At 68.8% G+C, this 16,945-nt stretch carries 17 protein-coding genes; 9 read left to right on the forward strand and 8 right to left on the reverse strand.

Going from position 1 to position 16,945, the window contains the following annotated elements:
* From ACZ573_RS23460 to dnaA, 6 genes are all read right to left on the reverse strand, one after another.
* Nucleotides 1-1,535: DNA gyrase subunit B (locus ACZ573_RS23460; protein WP_471307167.1), on the reverse strand; the 1,535-nt coding region annotated here is incomplete at its 3' end.
* Between the two features lie 414 nt (nt 1,536-1,949).
* Entirely contained in the window at nt 1,950-2,483 is a 534-nt protein-coding gene (locus tag ACZ573_RS23465; protein WP_301368962.1) for a DciA family protein, read from the reverse strand.
* Nucleotides 2,480-3,616, reverse strand: a complete 1,137-nt coding sequence (recF, locus tag ACZ573_RS23470; protein ID WP_471307171.1) for a DNA replication/repair protein RecF — start codon at nt 3,614-3,616, stop codon at nt 2,480-2,482. Before recF ends, ACZ573_RS23465 begins: the two co-directional genes overlap by 4 nt.
* Nucleotides 3,617-3,681: 65 nt before the next feature.
* Entirely contained in the window at nt 3,682-4,557 is an 876-nt protein-coding gene (gnd, locus tag ACZ573_RS23475) for a phosphogluconate dehydrogenase (NAD(+)-dependent, decarboxylating) (protein ID WP_030755353.1), read from the reverse strand.
* 254 nt (nt 4,558-4,811) lie between these two features.
* Nucleotides 4,812-5,942, reverse strand: coding sequence for a DNA polymerase III subunit beta (dnaN, locus tag ACZ573_RS23480; protein WP_030956769.1), 1,131 nt, complete (start codon nt 5,940-5,942; stop codon nt 4,812-4,814).
* Between the two features lie 877 nt (nt 5,943-6,819).
* Nucleotides 6,820-8,598, reverse strand: coding sequence for a chromosomal replication initiator protein DnaA (gene dnaA, locus ACZ573_RS23485; protein WP_471307175.1), 1,779 nt, complete (start codon nt 8,596-8,598; stop codon nt 6,820-6,822).
* Nucleotides 8,599-8,953: 355 nt separating this feature from the next.
* Here dnaA and rpmH point away from each other — a divergent pair, with 355 nt between their 5' ends.
* The 9 genes from rpmH to ACZ573_RS23530 all read left to right on the forward strand — a co-directional run bounded on the left by rpmH (nt 8,954) and on the right by ACZ573_RS23530 (nt 15,436).
* Entirely contained in the window at nt 8,954-9,091 is a 138-nt protein-coding gene (gene rpmH, locus ACZ573_RS23490; protein WP_008741645.1) for a 50S ribosomal protein L34, read from the forward strand.
* 21 nt (nt 9,092-9,112) lie between these two features.
* Nucleotides 9,113-9,487 (forward strand): ribonuclease P protein component, encoded by a 375-nt coding sequence (rnpA, locus tag ACZ573_RS23495; RefSeq protein ID WP_094744568.1) that lies wholly within the window; start codon nt 9,113-9,115, stop codon nt 9,485-9,487.
* Nucleotides 9,484-9,765, forward strand: coding sequence for a membrane protein insertion efficiency factor YidD (yidD, locus tag ACZ573_RS23500; RefSeq protein WP_076043740.1), 282 nt, complete (start codon nt 9,484-9,486; stop codon nt 9,763-9,765). Before rnpA ends, yidD begins: the two co-directional genes overlap by 4 nt.
* Before the next feature lie 3 nt (nt 9,766-9,768).
* Nucleotides 9,769-10,872, forward strand: a complete 1,104-nt coding sequence (gene yidC, locus ACZ573_RS23505) for a membrane protein insertase YidC (RefSeq protein WP_468119610.1) — start codon at nt 9,769-9,771, stop codon at nt 10,870-10,872.
* Nucleotides 10,873-10,887: 15 nt separating this feature from the next.
* Nucleotides 10,888-11,400 (forward strand): Jag family protein, encoded by a 513-nt coding sequence (locus tag ACZ573_RS23510; RefSeq protein WP_471307179.1) that lies wholly within the window; start codon nt 10,888-10,890, stop codon nt 11,398-11,400.
* A gap of 137 nt (nt 11,401-11,537) precedes the next feature.
* On the forward strand, nt 11,538-12,254 hold the full coding sequence (gene rsmG / locus ACZ573_RS23515; protein WP_030008407.1) for a 16S rRNA (guanine(527)-N(7))-methyltransferase RsmG: 717 nt from the start codon (nt 11,538-11,540) through the stop codon (nt 12,252-12,254).
* Nucleotides 12,255-12,530: 276 nt separating this feature from the next.
* The gene (locus ACZ573_RS23520; RefSeq protein ID WP_471307481.1) at nt 12,531-13,619 is read left to right on the forward strand and encodes a ParA family protein; all 1,089 of its coding nucleotides are present in this window, start codon (nt 12,531-12,533) and stop codon (nt 13,617-13,619) included.
* The gene (locus ACZ573_RS23525) at nt 13,616-14,716 is read left to right on the forward strand and encodes a ParB/RepB/Spo0J family partition protein (protein WP_471307182.1); all 1,101 of its coding nucleotides are present in this window, start codon (nt 13,616-13,618) and stop codon (nt 14,714-14,716) included. The genes ACZ573_RS23520 and ACZ573_RS23525 overlap by 4 nt, the downstream gene beginning before the upstream one ends.
* Nucleotides 14,717-14,818: 102 nt before the next feature.
* Entirely contained in the window at nt 14,819-15,436 is a 618-nt protein-coding gene (locus tag ACZ573_RS23530) for a GNAT family N-acetyltransferase (RefSeq protein WP_150258246.1), read from the forward strand.
* A gap of 67 nt (nt 15,437-15,503) precedes the next feature.
* Here ACZ573_RS23530 and trxA read toward each other — a convergent pair whose 3' ends face one another.
* Nucleotides 15,504-15,842: a thioredoxin gene (gene trxA, locus ACZ573_RS23535; protein WP_301368988.1), complete on the reverse strand. Its 339-nt coding sequence runs from the start codon at nt 15,840-15,842 to the stop codon at nt 15,504-15,506.
* Between the two features lie 60 nt (nt 15,843-15,902).
* Nucleotides 15,903-16,862, reverse strand: a complete 960-nt coding sequence (gene trxB, locus ACZ573_RS23540) for a thioredoxin-disulfide reductase (protein ID WP_471307184.1) — start codon at nt 16,860-16,862, stop codon at nt 15,903-15,905.
* Nucleotides 16,863-16,945: the final 83 nt, after the last annotated feature.

Below are 16,945 nucleotides of genomic sequence, written 5' to 3' on the forward strand. Positions count from 1 at the left end.
AGGATCTTGTCGATCCGGGCCTTCTCGACGTTCAGGATCTTGCCGCGGATCGGCAGGATGGCCTGGTACATCGGGTTGCGGCCGGACTTCGCCGAGCCGCCGGCCGAGTCACCCTCGACGATGAAGATCTCGCACTTGGTCGGATCGTTCGACTGGCAGTCGGACAGCTTGCCCGGCAGCGAGGCCGACTCCAGCAGACCCTTGCGACGGGTCAGGTCGCGGGCCTTGCGGGCCGCGACACGCGCCGTGGCCGCCTGGATCGACTTGCGGATGATGTCCGCCGCCTCGACCGGATTGCGGTCGAACCAGTCGTTGAGGTGCTCGTGGACGACCTTCTGCACGAAGGTCTTGGCCTCCGTGTTGCCCAGCTTCGTCTTCGTCTGCCCCTCGAACTGGGGCTCACCCAGCTTGACCGAGATGATCGCCGTCAGACCCTCACGGATGTCCTCACCCGCGAGGTTGTCGTCCTTCTCCCGCAGCAGCTTCTTGTCCCGCGCGTAACGGTTCACCAGACCCGTCAGGGCCGCACGGAAGCCTTCCTCGTGCGTACCGCCCTCGTGCGTGTGGATCGTGTTCGCGAAGGAGTAGACCCCCTCCGTGTACTGCGAGTTCCACTGCATCGCGATCTCGACCGAGAGCATGCGCTCCTTGTCCTCGGCCTCGACGTCGATGACGGTCGGGTGGATGAGCTCACCCTTGCGCGAGTTGAGGTACTTCACGAAGTCGACGATGCCGCCCTCGTAGTAGTACTTCACCGTGCGCGCCTGGGGCTCGGCCGCGTCCGCGTCCGGGTCGTCGGCGCCCGCGGTGGCCTTGGCCGAATCGCGCTCGTCGGTCAGCGACAGGGTCAGGCCCTTGTTGAGGAAGGCCATCTCCTGGAAGCGGCGCGAGAGCGTCTCGAAGGAGTACTCGGTCGTCTCGAAGATGTCGCCGTCGGCCCAGAAGGTGACCGTGGTGCCGGTCTCGGCGGTCTCCTCGTTCTTCGCCAGGGCGGCGGTCGGGGCACCGAGCTTGTAGTCCTGCGTCCAGCGGTAGCCGTCACGCCGCACCTCGACCGCGACGCGCGTGGACAGCGCGTTGACGACGGAGACGCCGACGCCGTGCAGACCGCCGGAGACGGCGTAACCGCCGCCGCCGAACTTGCCTCCGGCGTGCAGGACGGTCAGGACGACCTCGACGGCCGGCTTGCCCTCGGACGGCACGATGTCGACCGGGATGCCTCGGCCGTTGTCGACGACCTTGACCCCCCCGTCGGCCAGGATCGTCACGTCGATGGTGTCCGCGTGCCCGGCCAGGGCCTCGTCGACCGAGTTGTCCACGACCTCGTAGACGAGGTGGTGCAGACCGCGCTCGCCGGTCGAGCCGATGTACATGCCGGGCCGCTTGCGGACCGCGTCCAGGCCCTCCAGGACCTGAATGTTGCTGCCGGTATACGAAGACCCACCTGCCTCGGCGGCCTCGCCGTCGGCGGTGGACTCGTTCTTGTCGTTGGGGTTGCCGGAATCGGCCACGAAGCGCCCTTTCTGGCACAGCACAGGCCGAACTCCGGGCCAGCAGGCATGCAAGCAGGAGCGGCTGCGTCGATCTGCGTTGTCAGCGTTTGTCAGCGGGATCCCGCAAGCGGGCGGGATTTGCTTCAGTCTACCGGTACCACCGACATGAATGGGGGTTTGCCGGTACCTGAGTCCGCATGTGCCGCCCTGAACCTCCTCTCTCCGACTCCCCACATCCGGGAAGGGGCTCAAAGAGGCTCACGCGGGCATCCAGCCCTTCGGGCTGTCAACCTCCGACTACCGTGAGGGACACCACCCGAATCTGCCGATCTCCAGCCCCGCCGACCCCTGCGGACACACCAGCCCCGCCGGCGTTTGAGGCGCGGGGTTCGGGGCGGCGCCCCGGGTCCCCGGAGCGGGCTGCGTCCACCCGGCAGGCGGCCCGCAGGGGACCCGTCACCCGTAGGTGTCCCCCGGACCCTTGCTGCCCGGCGCCCGCCACGGCCCGTAGCCCTTCGGCCGCCCGCCGGGCCCCTGCACCTTGATCAGGCGTACGGTGCCCTGCCCCAGATCCGCGTTCAGCCGCGCGACCAGCTGCGGGGCCAGCAGCTTCAGCTGCGCCGCCCACGCCGAGGAATCGCACCGCACGACAAGTTCACGGTCCTCGTAGCGTTCCGGTTCACAGTGGGCCGCGATCTCCGGGCCGACGATCTCCGGCCAGCGCTCCATCACGCCCGCCACCGCCATCGGCATCTCCCAGCCGCGTTCGGTGCGCAGCCGGTCCAGCGCCGCCATGAGCGGCATCGGGTCCCGGCCGTCCGCGCGGGCTCCCGAGCGCAGCCCCGGCTGCTGGCGCTTCTTCCCGACGGCCGCGTTGCCCCGGGCCCGCGCCTGCTCCCGCGCCGCCGCGAGGGCCTGGCGCGCGAGGTCCACCCCGGAGGCCTCCGGGGTCCTGCGCCCCTCCTGAGGGTCCTTGGCATGCTCGTTCACAGCCGGGTCACCTCACCGCCGGACACCCCGAACCGCGTTCCCACCAGCACCCCCGGGACGTCGTCGTCGACCGCCGCCGTCACCAGGACCTGCTCGCCCGGGGCCACCAGCTCCGCCAGCCGCTCCCGGCGCCGCGTGTCCAGCTCGGCGAACACGTCGTCCAGGATCAGCACCGGCTCGCTGCCCTCCGAGCGCAGCAGCTCGTAGGAGGCCAGCCGCAGCGCCAGCGCGTACGACCACGACTCCCCGTGGCTCGCGTACCCCTTCGCGGGCAGCTCGCCGAGCCGCAGCACCATGTCGTCGCGGTGCGGGCCCACCAGGGTCACGCCGCGCTCGATCTCCTGCTTGCGCACCTCTGCCAGCGCGGCCAGCAGCACCTCGTAGAGGGCCTCGCGGCTGCGCGCCGCGCCGCTGTCCACCGGCTCGCCGGCCGAGGACTTGTACGCCAGCCCCAGCGGGCCGCCGCCGGGCGCGAGCTGCTCGTAGGCCTTGTCCGCCAGCGGCAGCAGGGTCGCGATCAGATCCAGCCGCTGCGCGAGCAGCTCGGCGCCCACGCGCGCGAGATGCTGGTCCCACACGTCGAGGGTGGAGAGGTCCAGGGAGCGGCCGCCGTGCCGGCGGGCCATCGCTGCCGACTTCAGCAGGGTGTTGCGCTGCTTGAGCACCCGCTCGTAGTCGGAGCGGACGGCGGCCATCCGCGGCGAGCGCGCGGTGACCAGCTCGTCAAGGAACCTCCGCCGCTCGCCCGGGTCGCCCTTGACCAGGGCGAGGTCCTCCGGCGCGAACAGCACCGTCCGTATGATCCCCAGCACGTCCCGCGGCCTGACCTGCGAGGAACGGTTGATCCGGGCCCGGTTCGCCCGGCCGGGATTGAGCTCCAGCTCCACCAGCTGCTGGCGCTCGCCCTGGGCGACGGCCGCGCGGATGATCGCCCGGTCCGCGCCCATGCGTACGAGCGGGGCGTCCGAGGAGACCCGGTGGCTGCCGAGGGTGGCCAGGTAGCCGATCGCCTCGACGAGGTTGGTCTTCCCCTGGCCGTTGGGGCCCACGAAAGCGGTGACGCCCGGGTCGAGGGGAACCTCGGCCCGGGCGTACGAGCGGAAGTCGGCCAATGAGAGATGCGAAACGTGCATACGGCGCCGACCTCCCCCGGCTTCCAACTGCTCGCTGTGGTGCTGTGCTGCTGTACTGCGGAGTGCTACTTCTTCTCGACCGCGTGGCCGCCGAACTGGTTGCGCAGCGCGGCGATCATCTTCATCTGCGGGGAGTCGTCCTGCCGCGAGGCGAAGCGCGCGAAGAGCGACGCGGTGATCGCGGGCAGCGGCACGGCGTTGTCGATCGCCGCCTCCACCGTCCAGCGTCCCTCGCCGGAGTCCTGGGCGAAGCCGCGCAGCTGCTCGAGGTGCTCGTCCTCGTCGAGGGCGTTCACGGCCAGGTCCAGCAGCCAGGAGCGGATGACGGTGCCCTCCTGCCAGGAGCGGAAGACCTCGCGGACGTCGGTGACCGAGTCCACCTTCTCCAGGAGCTCCCAGCCCTCGGCGTAGGCCTGCATCATGGCGTACTCGATGCCGTTGTGGACCATCTTCGCGAAGTGGCCCGCGCCGACCTTGCCGGCGTGCACGGCGCCGAAATCACCCTCGGGCTTGAGGGCGTCGAAGACCGGCTGCACACGGGCCACGTCCTCGGCGGCGCCGCCGTACATGAGCGCGTAGCCGTTCTCCAGGCCCCACACGCCACCGGAGACACCGCAGTCGACGAAGCCGATGCCCTTGGCCTTCAGCTCCTCGGCGTGCTTCTCGTCGTCGGTCCAGCGGGAGTTCCCGCCGTCGACGACGATGTCACCGGGCGACAGCAGCTCGGCGAGCTCGTCGACCGTGGACTGGGTGGCCGCACCGGCCGGGACCATGACCCACACGACGCGGGGGGCCTGCAGGCTGTCCACAAGCTCCTGCAGGCTGTGGACATCCGCGAGGTCCGGGTTGCGGTCGTATCCGATGACGGTGTGGCCTGCGCGGCGGATGCGCTCGCGCATGTTGCCGCCCATCTTGCCGAGACCGACGAGACCAAGCTCCATCAGGTGGTTCCTTAAGCGTTGTGGCCGTCTTTGCCGGGGCTTCCCCGGCCGTGTCCTAGCCGGACGCGCAGGGGGGTCGCCCACCGGATCCGAGCCTACGCCGGGCCGTGGCGGCGGGCCTTGCGGGCGCTCCATGGCGGCCGGTCGGGGTTCCCGGGATTCCCGGTCATCCCGGCGCCCTCCCCAGCCTGTGGACGATGCCGGGCCCGGTCCCGCCGCGTGCGAGACCGGGCCCGGCATCCACAGGTCGGGCGTCAGCCGGACAGGCGCACCGGCATGATCAGGTACTTGTAGGCCTCGTCGGCCTCCGCGTCGATCGCCGGGCGGCCGCTGAGCAGCGCGGGCTTGGTCGACGTGGTGAAGCTGAGCTGGGCCACCGGGGAGGCGATCGCGCTCAGGCCGTCCAGCAGGAAGGTCGGGTTGAAGGCGATCGAGATGTCGTCGCCGTCCAGCTGGGCGTCGACCCTTTCCACAGCCTGTGCGTCGTCGGAGGAACCGGCCTCCAGGATCAGCACGCCCTTCTCGAAGCTGAGGCGGACCGGGGTGTTGCGCTCGGCCACCAGGGCCACGCGCTTGACGGCCTCGACGAAGGGCGCGGTCTCGATCACGGCGATCGAGTTGAACTCCGTCGGGAAGAGCGTCCGGTACTTGGGCAGGTCGCCTTCGAGCAGCCGGGTGGTGGTGCGGCGGCCGGCGCCCTCGAAACCGATCAGGCCCTCGCCCGCGCCGGAGCCGGACAGCGCCAGGGTGACGGTGTCACCGCTGGTCAGCGAGTTGGCGATCTCCTGGAGCGTCTTGGCGGGCACCAGGGCCACGGCCGAGGCGTCCGGGTTCTCCGGCTTCCACAGGAACTCGCGGACCGCGAAGCGGTAGCGGTCGGTGGAGGCCAGGGTGACGCGGTCGCCCTCGATCTCGATGCGGACACCGGTCAGTACCGGCAGCGTGTCGTCACGGCCGGCGGCGGTGGCCACCTGCTTGGCGGCGGAGGCGAAGACCTCGCCGGCCACGGTGCCGGTCGCGGTCGGCATCTGCGGCAGTGCCGGGTATTCCTCCACAGGCAGGGTGTGGAGTGTGAATCGGGAGGAGCCGCAGACCACGGTCGCCCGTACACCGTCTGTGGAAATCTCCACCGGGCGGTTGGGAAGGGCGCGGCAGATGTCGGCGAGCAGCCGGCCGGAGACCAGGACGGTGCCGTCCTCCTCGACGTCTGCCTCGACGGAGACGCGGGCCGAGACCTCGTAGTCGAAGCCGGAGAGGCTCAGGGTGCCCTCCTCGGCCTTGAGCAGCAGGCCCGCGAGAACGGGCACCGGCGGCCGGGCCGGGAGGCTACGGGCGGCCCAAGCCACCGCCTCCGCGAGTACGTCGCGCTCCACCCGGATCTTCACCGGAACCGCCTCCTGCTGTTGCTCGCTCGTCTGCCGGCCTTCGTCGTCGGCTCGTCGATGCCTCGACCGATGCCGGGGACCAGTCTGACGTACGGCGCCGACACTCGGTGCGGCCGGCGGTCAAGTCGGGAGCGAGGCGTCGGGGCGGGCGATCGACGAGTTGTGCACAGGACCCGCTTGAAAACCGAAACCGGCCTAACTCTCTATGGGGGTAGTAGTAGGGCCTGTGGAAACGGTGGATAAGCCCGTTCTCGCAGGTCAACCCCGGTTTTTTATCCACCGACCCTGTGGGCGGCACCGGTGGACAACCCCGTGTCTCTGTGGAGAACGAAAAGTTCTGCACAGGCTGTCCCCAGGGGACCCCGATTACTCCACAGGTGTGTCCCCAGCTTTCCCCCGGTACTCCACAACCCAAACGTCTACATCCGTGTGACCGCTTTCACTCCGGGCGGTGAGAGGGGGTGGTGCGTTGCCGAACAGTGGACAAGGGTGTGGAGAAGGCCGCGCATCCTGTGCACAGGGCGTGGAAACCTGTGGGCCGACGGTGGACAACGCCGTGGACAGGGCTGTGGACGAAATGTTTGTCCACAGTCTGTGGATGACGGTTGTGCACAATTCCACAGGGGGCTGACCAGCCCTGATGGAGCCTCACCCCGCATGCCTGTGGACAGATTGTGGGTGACGCGACCCGTCCCCAGGGTGTGGACGGAAGAAAGTCTCCCAATCTGTGGATGAGTTGCTCCAGCGGGGGCGTATTCGAACAGGTCAGGGGCGCGCGAACGAAGAAGGGCGCCCCCGTTGCGGACCGGGAGCGCCCTCTGGATGCGTTTGAAGGGGGCCCTGAAGGGGCCCCGAACCGGGTGTCGGGGGGCCGCGCTCAGGCGTTCTTGATGCGGTTGGTGAGCTCGGTGACCTGGTTGTAGATGGAGCGGCGCTCGGCCATCAGAGCGCGGATCTTGCGGTCCGCGTGCATGACGGTCGTGTGGTCGCGGCCGCCGAACTGCGCCCCGATCTTGGGCAGTGAGAGGTCGGTGAGCTCCCGGCACAGGTACATGGCGATCTGCCGGGCGGTGACCAGGACCCGGCTGCGCGAGGAGCCGCACAGGTCATCCACGGTCAGGCCGAAGTAGTCGGCGGTGGCCGCCATGATGTCGGAGGCCGTGATCTCCGGCGCGCTGTCCTCGCCGCCCGGGATCAGGTTCTTCAGGACGTCCTCGGTGAGGCCCAGGTCGACCGGCTGCCTGTTGAGGCTCGCGAAGGCCGTGACCCGGATCAGCGCCCCCTCCAGCTCGCGGATGTTGCGCGAGATGCGGGAGGCGATGAACTCCAGTACCTCCGGCGGGGCGTTGAGCTGCTCCTGGACGGCCTTCTTGCGCAGGATCGCGATACGGGTCTCCAGCTCCGGCGGCTGGACGTCGGTGATCAGGCCCCACTCGAAGCGGTTGCGGAGCCGGTCCTCCAGGGTGACCAGCTGCTTGGGCGGCCGGTCGGAGGAGAGCACGATCTGCTTGTTGGCGTTGTGGAGCGTGTTGAAGGTGTGGAAGAACTCCTCCTGCGTCGACTCCTTGCTCGCGAGGAACTGGATGTCGTCGACGAGCAGGATGTCCATCTCGCGGTAGCGCTTGCGGAACGCGTCGCCCTTGCCGTCGCGGATGGAGTTGATGAACTCGTTGGTGAACTCCTCGGAGCTCACGTACCGCACCCGGGTGCCGGGGTAGAGGCTCCGCGCGTAGTGCCCGATGGCGTGCAGCAGGTGCGTCTTGCCGAGGCCCGACTCCCCGTAGACGAAGAGGGGGTTGTAAGCCTTCGCGGGTGCCTCGGCGACGGCCACCGCGGCGGCGTGCGCGAAGCGGTTGGAGGCGCCGATGACGAAGGTGTCGAAGAGGTACTTGGGGTTCAGCCGCGCGGTCGGCTCCAGCGGGCCCGAGGTGGAGCCGCCGGACGGGGACGGCGCCGCGGGCCGGCCGGGGGCCTGGCGCGGCGCCGGCTGCTCGTACTGCTGGGGCTCGTACGGCGGCTGCTCGTATTGATGGGACTGGTGCTGCTGCTGGGACTCGTACGGGGACTGCTCGTACTTCTGCTGCTCGTAGGAGCCCTGGTCGTAGCCGGAGGGCTCGGGCTGCTGGAGGTAGCCCGGCTGCGGGGAGGCGTACGGGTCGCGTTCGGGGAAACCGCCGAGGCGCGGCTGCTGCCAGCCGTAGTCGTCCTGCTGGCCGCCGCGGGGCCAGGCGCCGGGCTCGGGGCGCTGCTGCTGGTAGTCCGGGTAGGCCGGGCGGGCGGTGGGCAGCTGGTCGTCGCCGGGGCCGCCGCCGGGGCGCTGGCCGCCGTACGGCTCGTACCCGCCCTGCTGCTGGACGGGCGGGGCGGGGGGCGCGGGCTCGCCGGCGGAGTCGTCCACGGTGATGGCGATCCGGATGGGGCGGCCGCACTCACGGCTGAGGGCGTCACTGATCAGCGGGGCGAGGCGGCCTTCGAGGACGCGCTTGCCCCATTCGTTGGGGACGGCCAGCAGCGCGGTGTCGGCGACGAGTGCCAGGGGCTGGCACCGCTCGACCCACTGCTTGTCCTTGGGCTCGATCCCCGGCTGTCCCTCCCCGAGGAGCTTTTCGAGCACCCTTGGCCACACTGCGGCAAGATCGGCAGGTACGTCAGCCACAGAGCACGCTCTCTCACAGGGGTCCCACGAATGTGTGGTTCTTTGGGACGGTCGGGACAAAAAAACCGGGGTCGGACAACGGTAGTCAGGCCAGCGGGTACGGTTCAAGTCGTTGTCCACAGCCTGTGCACAGTGTGGGGCCACGTCGGCTCGGTTTGACCGGATGGCGTAGCCGCGCGTACCGTAACGAGGTCGAGTTGTCGATGGCTGCTGCCGCCTGCCTACCGATGGGCGAAGGTCACTGATAGTGATCATTTAGCGGTGCCACTCGGGCGAACACGCGAGTTTCCTCGTGGGCGCACGGTGACAGCCAGGCGATGTCCCGCCACAACGATTCATTCTCTGGAGCCCCCGAGTGAGCAAGCGCACCTTCCAGCCGAACAACCGCCGTCGTGCCAAGACCCACGGCTTCCGCCTGCGGATGCGTACCCGTGCCGGTCGCGCGATCCTCGCGAACCGTCGTGGCAAGGGCCGCGCCGCCCTTTCCGCGTAACAACACGCAGGTCGTGACGTCGTGCTGTCTCCCGAAAATCGGCTGAGGCGGCGCGAGGACTTCGCGAGCGCGGTACGCCGAGGTCGTCGGGCTGGTCGCCCGCTCCTCGTCGTCCATCTACGTACAAGCGGTGCAACGGACCCGCACGAGTCGGGGGAGATCGATCCCTCGACGCGTGCGGGTTTCGTCGTCAGCAAGGCTGTCGGCAACGCCGTGATACGTAACCGGGTCAAGCGCCGTCTGCGCCATCTGGTCCGGGAGCGGCTGTCTCAGCTGCCCGCCGGTAGCCTGGTGGTGGTACGCGCGTTGCCCGGAGCGGGTGATGCCGGCCCCGACGAGCTGGCCCGGGACCTGGATGCCGCTCTGGTGCGGCTCCTGGGAGGCGTGGCTCGATGAAGTACCCGCTGCTCGCTTTGATCAAGCTGTACCAGTGGACGATCAGTCCGCTGCTCGGGCCGGTGTGCCGTTACTACCCGTCGTGTTCGCACTACGGGTACACGGCCATCGACCGGCATGGTGCGGTGAAGGGGACGGCCCTGACCGCCTGGCGGATCCTGCGGTGCAATCCGTGGTCCCCGGGTGGCGTGGACCACGTCCCACCCCGTAAACGCCCGCGTTGGCACGAGCAGCTGCGCAGTGCGTTGCGTAGATCTCGCAATGCTCAAGGAGCCTGATTAGTGGACACGATTGCCAGTCTGTTCAGCTTTATCACTTACCCCGTCTCGTGGATCATCGTTCAGTTCCACTCGCTGTACGGGGCGATCTTCGGTGAGTCGAGTGGGTTGGCCTGGGGCCTGTCCATCGTGTCCCTAGTGATCTTGATCCGTATCTGCCTGATCCCGCTCTTCGTGAAGCAGATCAAGGCGACGCGCGGTATGCAGGCGCTCCAGCCGAAGATGAAGGCGATCCAGGAGCGCTACAAGAACGACAAGCAGCGTCAGTCCGAAGAGATGATGAAGCTGTACAAGGAGACGGGTACCAACCCGCTCTCCTCGTGCCTGCCCATCCTGGCGCAGTCCCCGTTCTTCTTCGCGCTGTACCACACGCTGTCGAACATCGCCGATGGCAAGCCGGTCGGTGCGATGGACCAGCAGCTGGTCGACAGCGCCCGTGCGGCCAAGATCTTCGGTGCGCCGATCGCCGCGAAGTTCATGGACAGCCCGGAGAAGGTCGCCGCCCTCGGCGCGACCCTGACGGACGTCCGGATCGTGACCGCCGTCATGATCATCATGATGTCGCTGTCGCAGTTCTACACCCAGCGTCAGCTGATGCAGAAGAACGTCGACCTCTCGGTCAAGACGCCGTTCATGCAGCAGCAGAAGATGCTGATGTACATCTTCCCGGTGATCTTCGCGGTCATGGGCATCAACTTCCCCGTCGGTGTTCTCGTCTACTGGCTGACCACGAACGTGTGGACCATGGGCCAGCAGATGTACGTGATCAACCAGAACCCGACGCCGGGCAGCAAGGCGCAGGACCAGTACCTGACCCGCCTGCTGAAGCAGATCAGCACGCACGGTGAGCTCAAGGGCCGGGGCCGGAAGCGGGTCGTCGCGGCGATCGTCGCCAAGGGCCCGGACCGCAACGACAACGAGCGCAAGTTCATCGCCGCCCTCACCAAGCAGGGCATGGCCGCGCAGCCCGACGGCTCCGTGATCAAGAGTGTCGAGGCCACGGCAGACTCGGATGCGGCGAGCGGCGGTGCCGCGAAGCGGCAGCAGCCGAAGCGCCAGTCGAAGTCGCAGCGTCAGACCCCCAGCAAGCCCGCTCCCAAGAAGTAAGAAGGAGTCCCTCCCGTGACGGAAGGCACCACCACCGCCGCCGCTGAGAGTGGCGACACCCTGACCCGCCTCGAGCAGGAGGGTGAGATCGCGGCCGACTACCTCGAGGGTCTGCTGGACATCGCCGACCTGGACGGCGACATCGACATGGACGTCGAGGCTGACCGGGCCGCGGTGTCGATCGTCAGTGACTCGGCCAGCCGTGATCTGCAGAAGCTCGTGGGCCGCGACGGTGAGGTTCTGGAGGCTCTGCAGGAGCTGACCCGTCTCGCCGTGCACCGGGAGACCGGGGACCGCAGCCGGCTGATGCTGGACATCGCCGGGTTCCGCGCGAAGAAGCGCGAGGAGCTGGCGGCGCTGGGCGCCCAGGCCGCGGCGGACGTGAAGGCGTCCGGCGAGCCGCTGAAGCTGGATCCGATGACCCCGTTCGAGCGCAAGGTCGTCCACGACGCCGTTGCGGCCGCGGGTCTGCGCAGCGAGTCCGAGGGCGAGGAGCCGCAGCGCTTCGTCGTTGTGCTCCCGGCCTGATCGTCGGCGCGAGTTGTTCGGCCCCGTCTGTGTCGCAGGCGGGGCCGATGTTTGTCAGCCTGGCCTGACAGGTGAACGACGCCTCATCTTGAAGACGTGGTTTTTTCAGAACCATGCGGTACGGAAGGACGGTCCCCGTGACGGAGGCAGCTGAGCTTCCCCCGGCGCCTGAAGAGGCGCGCGCGGTGTTCGGTGAGTTTTTCCCGGAAGCTGTGCGGTACGCGGAGCTGCTGGCGGACGCAGGAGTCAAGCGGGGCCTGATCGGGCCGCGTGAGGTGCCGCGGCTGTGGGAGCGGCACCTGCTGAACTGCGCTGTGCTGTCGGAGGTGGTGCCCCAGGGCGTCACCGTGTGCGACGTGGGCTCGGGCGCGGGTCTGCCCGGAATCCCGCTCGCCCTGGTGCGACGGGATCTCAAGATCACGCTGCTCGAACCGCTGCTGCGGCGTACGACCTTCCTCCAGGAGGCCGTGGAGCTGCTGGGCCTGGACCACGTCACGGTGGTGCGGGGGCGGGCCGAGGAGGTCCTGGGCAAGCTGCAGCCGGTGCACGTGGTGACGGCGCGGGCGGTGGCTCCGCTGGACCGGCTGGCCGGCTGGGGTGTGCCCCTGCTGCGGCCGTACGGCGAGATGCTCGCGCTGAAGGGCGACACCGCGGATGAGGAACTGGTGTCGGCGAAGACGGCGCTGGCGAAGCTGGGTGTGGTGAAGACCTCGGTGCTGCACGTGGGCGAGGGTCTGGTGGACCCGCTGTCGACGGTGGTGCGGGTCGAGGTCGGAGAGAGCCCTGGAGGGGTGAGGTTCGCGGCCAAGCGGGCTAAGGCGGCCCGGGTGGGACGCACCCGCCGACGCCGGTGATTCTCCGCTGATTCGCCGATGGCCGGGGCCCGCACGGGAGATTTCATCCGTGTTGGGCCCTATAGGTATGGATTTCGGAGTGTCGTAGCGGCCGGAAGACTCCCTCCGGGCATCGTGTTTCACGTGAAACGTCGCTCTCTGCTGCACGGAATCATCAGCCGCGGTCGTGCGGCTGCGTCCCCCCGCCAGCGCAAGGACGCAAGGGGGACAGAGTTGTCCACATCGGTGGATTCATCCACAGGAGTACGGGCCCCGCTGGTTCGCGACCCGGGTGACATGGGAGGCTCTGTTCATCGCGAGCCTGATGTCGAGGAGAGTGACACCGTGCGGTCCGACGCCAACCTCGCGGGGCCCATGGCCGATCCGGTCCCCGGGCCCCGCTCTGAACCGGCGGGTGAGGATGTTTCACGTGAAACATTGCCTCCGCCTCTTGTAGACAACGACACCCCCATCGGCCGAGCTGCCCAGCAGGCGGTCGCGGCGCTGGGGCGCGCCGGTGAGAGGCTGCCCCGGCCGAATCAGACCCGGGTCATCGTGGTCGCCAACCAGAAGGGCGGCGTGGGCAAGACCACGACGACCGTGAACCTGGCGGCCTCACTCGCGCTGCACGGTGCACGGGTCCTGGTGGTCGACCTCGACCCGCAGGGCAACGCGTCCACAGCGCTGGGGATCGACCACCACGCCGACGTGCCGTCCATCTACGACGTGCTCGTGGACAGCCGGCCGCTGCTGGAGGTCGTCCAGCCGGTGGTGGACGTGGAGGGGCTCTTCTGCGCCCCGGCCACGATCGACCTGGCGGGTGCGGAGATCGAGCTGGTGTCGCTCGTGGCGCGGGAGAGCCGCCTCCAGCGGGCGATCCAGGCGTACGACCAGCCTCTCGACTACATCCTGATCGACTGCCCTCCCTCGCTCGGCCTGCTGACGGTGAACGCACTGGTGGCCGGCGCGGAGGTGCTGATCCCGATCCAGTGCGAGTACTACGCACTGGAAGGCCTGGGTCAGCTGCTTCGGAATGTCGATCTGGTGCGTGCTCACCTCAACCCGACGCTCCATGTGTCCACCATCCTGCTGACGATGTACGACGGCAGGACACGGCTGGCCTCGCAGGTGGCGGAGGAGGTGCGCAGCCACTTCGGCAAGGAGGTGCTGCGGACGAGCATCCCCCGGTCGGTGCGCATTTCCGAGGCGCCGAGCTATGGGCAGACGGTGCTCACGTACGACCCGGGTTCCAGTGGTTCCCTCTCCTACCTGGAGGCAGCGCGAGAGATCGCGTATCGGGGGGTCGGCATTCAGTACGACGCTCGGCACGCCCATCTGGGCCCGGGCACGAACAGCACGCAGAGTGTGGCGGAGGGGATCCAGTGAGTGAGCGACGTAGGGGTCTGGGACGGGGGCTCGGTGCGCTGATTCCCGCAGCTCCGCAGGAGAAGACGCCGCCGGTGATCGGTGCCGGGTCGACGTCCCCGTCGGCGGTGCCGACGCTGGCTTCGGAGCGGGGGGTCGCGGCGGCGAAGCTCGCTACGCTCGTACAGGCCGATGTTTCACGTGAAACATCGCTCGCGGTCGTCCCGGTGGCAGACCCGGAGCCCCAGCTCCAGCCCGAACCCGAGAGCAATGTGGTGGCGGGGGCGACGTTCGCCGAGCTCCCGATGGACGCGATCACGCCGAACCCGCGCCAGCCGCGCGAGGTGTTCGACGAGGACGCGCTCGCCGAGCTGGTGACCTCCATCCAGGAGGTGGGCCTGCTCCAGCCGGTGGTCGTGCGGCAGTCGGCCCCCGGCCGCTATGAGCTGATCATGGGTGAGCGGCGCTGGCGTGCCTGCCGCGAGGCTGGCCTGGAGGCCATCCCGGCGATCATCCGGGCGACGGACGACGAGAAGCTGCTGCTGGACGCGCTGCTGGAGAACCTGCACCGGGCTCAGCTGAACCCGCTGGAAGAGGCCGCGGCCTACGACCAGCTGCTCAAGGACTTCAACTGCACCCATGACCAGCTGGCCGACCGGATCGGGCGTTCGCGTCCCCAGGTGTCGAACACGCTGCGGCTGCTCAAGCTCTCCCCTCCGGTGCAGCGCCGGGTGGCCGCGGGTGTGCTGTCGGCCGGGCACGCGCGTGCGCTGCTCTCGGTGGAGGACTCCGAGGAGCAGGACAAGCTGGCTCACCGGATCGTGGCCGAGGGTCTGTCGGTGCGTGCGGTCGAGGAAATCGTGACGCTGATGGCTTCGGAGCCGTCGAGTGCGGTGAAGCCGAAGGGTCCGCGTGCGGGTGCCCGGGTGGCTCCGGCGCTCAGCGAGCTGGCGACTCGGCTGTCGGACCGGTTCGAGACGCGGGTGAAGGTGGATCTGGGCCAGAAGAAGGGCAAGATCACCGTCGAGTTCGCCTCGATGGAGGATCTGGAGCGGATTCTGGGGACGCTGGCGCCGGGCGAGGGCCGGGTGCTGGATCAGGGTCTTGCCGGGGAGTGATCTCCGGGCCGACGAGGGGCGGATCGCGACGGTGCACACCGACGCGATCCGCCCCTTCGCTTTGCTGTCGAAGAACGATCGACCAGTGGATACGATGCCGTCATGGGTCGTCGGCTGGTACCGCTCACGCTGGACAACCTCCAGGACCTGCCTCGTCGTTGCCGGTCCTGTGTGTTCTGGGAGCTGGACCCGGTCAGTGGTGAGGCCGCGGTGAAGGCGGGTACTCCGGCGCAGGAGAAGGAGGCGTGGATCTCCGCCGTCCTGTTGGAGTGGGGATCCTGCGGCCGAGTGGTCTATGTGGACGAGATTCCGGTGGGCTTCGTCCTCTACGCTCCGCCGGCGTACGTGCCGCGGGCCACTGCCTTTCCGACCAGCCCGGTCTCGCCCGATGCCGTGCAGCTGATCACCGCGTGGATCATGCCGGGGTACCAGGGGCAGGGCCTGGGGCGGGTCATGGTCCAGACGGTGGCCAAGGACCTGCTGAGGCGGGGGTTCCGGGCGATCGAGGCGTTCGGGGACGCGCACTGGGAGGGCCCGGCGTGTCTGCTGCCGGCGGACCATCTCCTGGCGGTGGGCTTCAAGACGGTACGGCCGCATCCCGTGCATCCGCGGTTGCGGCTGGAGCTGCGGTCCACGCTGTCCTGGAAGGAAGACGTGGAGCTGGCGCTGGACCGGCTGCTGGGCGCGGCGCGCAAGGAGCCGGCGCTGCGGCCGCTGTGAGCGCGAGACGCGGAACGGGGCCGCCCCAGGAAGGGGCGGCCCCGTTTCACGTGAAACATCGACCGCGTCAGGCGGTCTTGACCTCGACGAACTCGGAGAGGTCGCGCAGGATGGCAGCCTTCGGCTTCGCGCCGACGATGGTCTTGGCGACCTCGCCGCCCTGGTAGACGTTCAGCGTCGGGATGGACATGACGCCGTACTTGGCGGCCGTGGCCGGGTTCTCGTCGATGTTGAGCTTGACGATCTCGATCTCGGGGTGCTCGGCGGCGATCGCCTCGAGGGACGGCGCGATCTGGCGGCACGGTCCGCACCAGGCGGCCCAGAAGTCCACCAGTACGGGCTTGTCGCTCCTGAGGACCTGCTCGTCGAAGTCAGCGTCGGTCACGTTCTTGAGGGTGCCGGCCACAGCGGCCTCCTTCTTCTTTCCTGCGGGGTGTGGGATGGGGAGGTGCGGGTGTCAGGACGGTCAGACCGCTGCGTGGACCTTCTCGGCGTCCGCGAGCGCGGCGAGGAAGCGCTCGGCGTCGAGTGCGGCGGAGCAGCCGGTGCCCGCGGCGGTGATGGCCTGACGGTAGGTGTGGTCCACGACGTCGCCGGCACCGAACACGCCGGTGGCGCTGGTCCGGGTGGAGGGAGCCTCGACCTTGAGGTAGCCCTCCTCGTCGAGGTCGAGCTGGCCCTTGAAGAGCTCGGTGCGCGGGTCGTGGCCGACGGCGATGAAGAGGCCGGTCACGGGCAGCTCGGAGGTCTCACCGGTCTTGGTGTTGCGCAGGGTGAGGCCGGAGAGCTTCTGGTCACCGTGGATCTGGGCGACCTCGCTGTCCCAGGCGAACTTGATCTTCGGGTCGGCGAAGGCGCGGTCCTGCATGGCCTTCGAGGCGCGCAGGCTGTCACGGCGGTGGACGATCGTGACGGACTTGGCGAAGCGCGAGAGGAAGGTGGCTTCCTCGATCGCGGTGTCGCCGCCGCCGACGACGGCGATGTCGTGGTCCTTGAAGAAGAACCCGTCGCAGGTGGCGCACCAGGAGACACCGCGGCCGGAGAGGGCGTCCTCGTTGGGCAGGCCGAGCTTGCGGTGCTGGGAACCGGTGGTGACGATGACGGCCTTGGCGCGGTGCACGGTGCCGGCGGTGTCGGTCACGGTCTTGATCTCGCCGCTGAAGTCCACGGCCACGACGTCGTCCGAGATCAGCTCGGCGCCGAAGCGCTCGGCCTGAGCACGCATGTTGTCCATGAGGTCGGGGCCCATGATGCCGTCCTGGAAGCCCGGGAAGTTCTCCACCTCGGTGGTGTTCATCAGGGCGCCACCAGCGGTGACGGCACCTTCGAAGACCAGCGGCTTGAGCGAAGCGCGTGCGGTGTACAGGGCGGCGGTGTAACCGGCCGGCCCGGAGCCGATGATGATCACGTTTCGAACGTCGCTCACGGGTTTCTTCCTCGTCTCTGCGGACTGCGTACTGCCTACCGGGGGCCGGTGCGGACTCTCACCCCACCCAACGGATCCTACGG

The organism is Streptomyces sp. NPDC040545 (genome assembly GCF_055595065.1).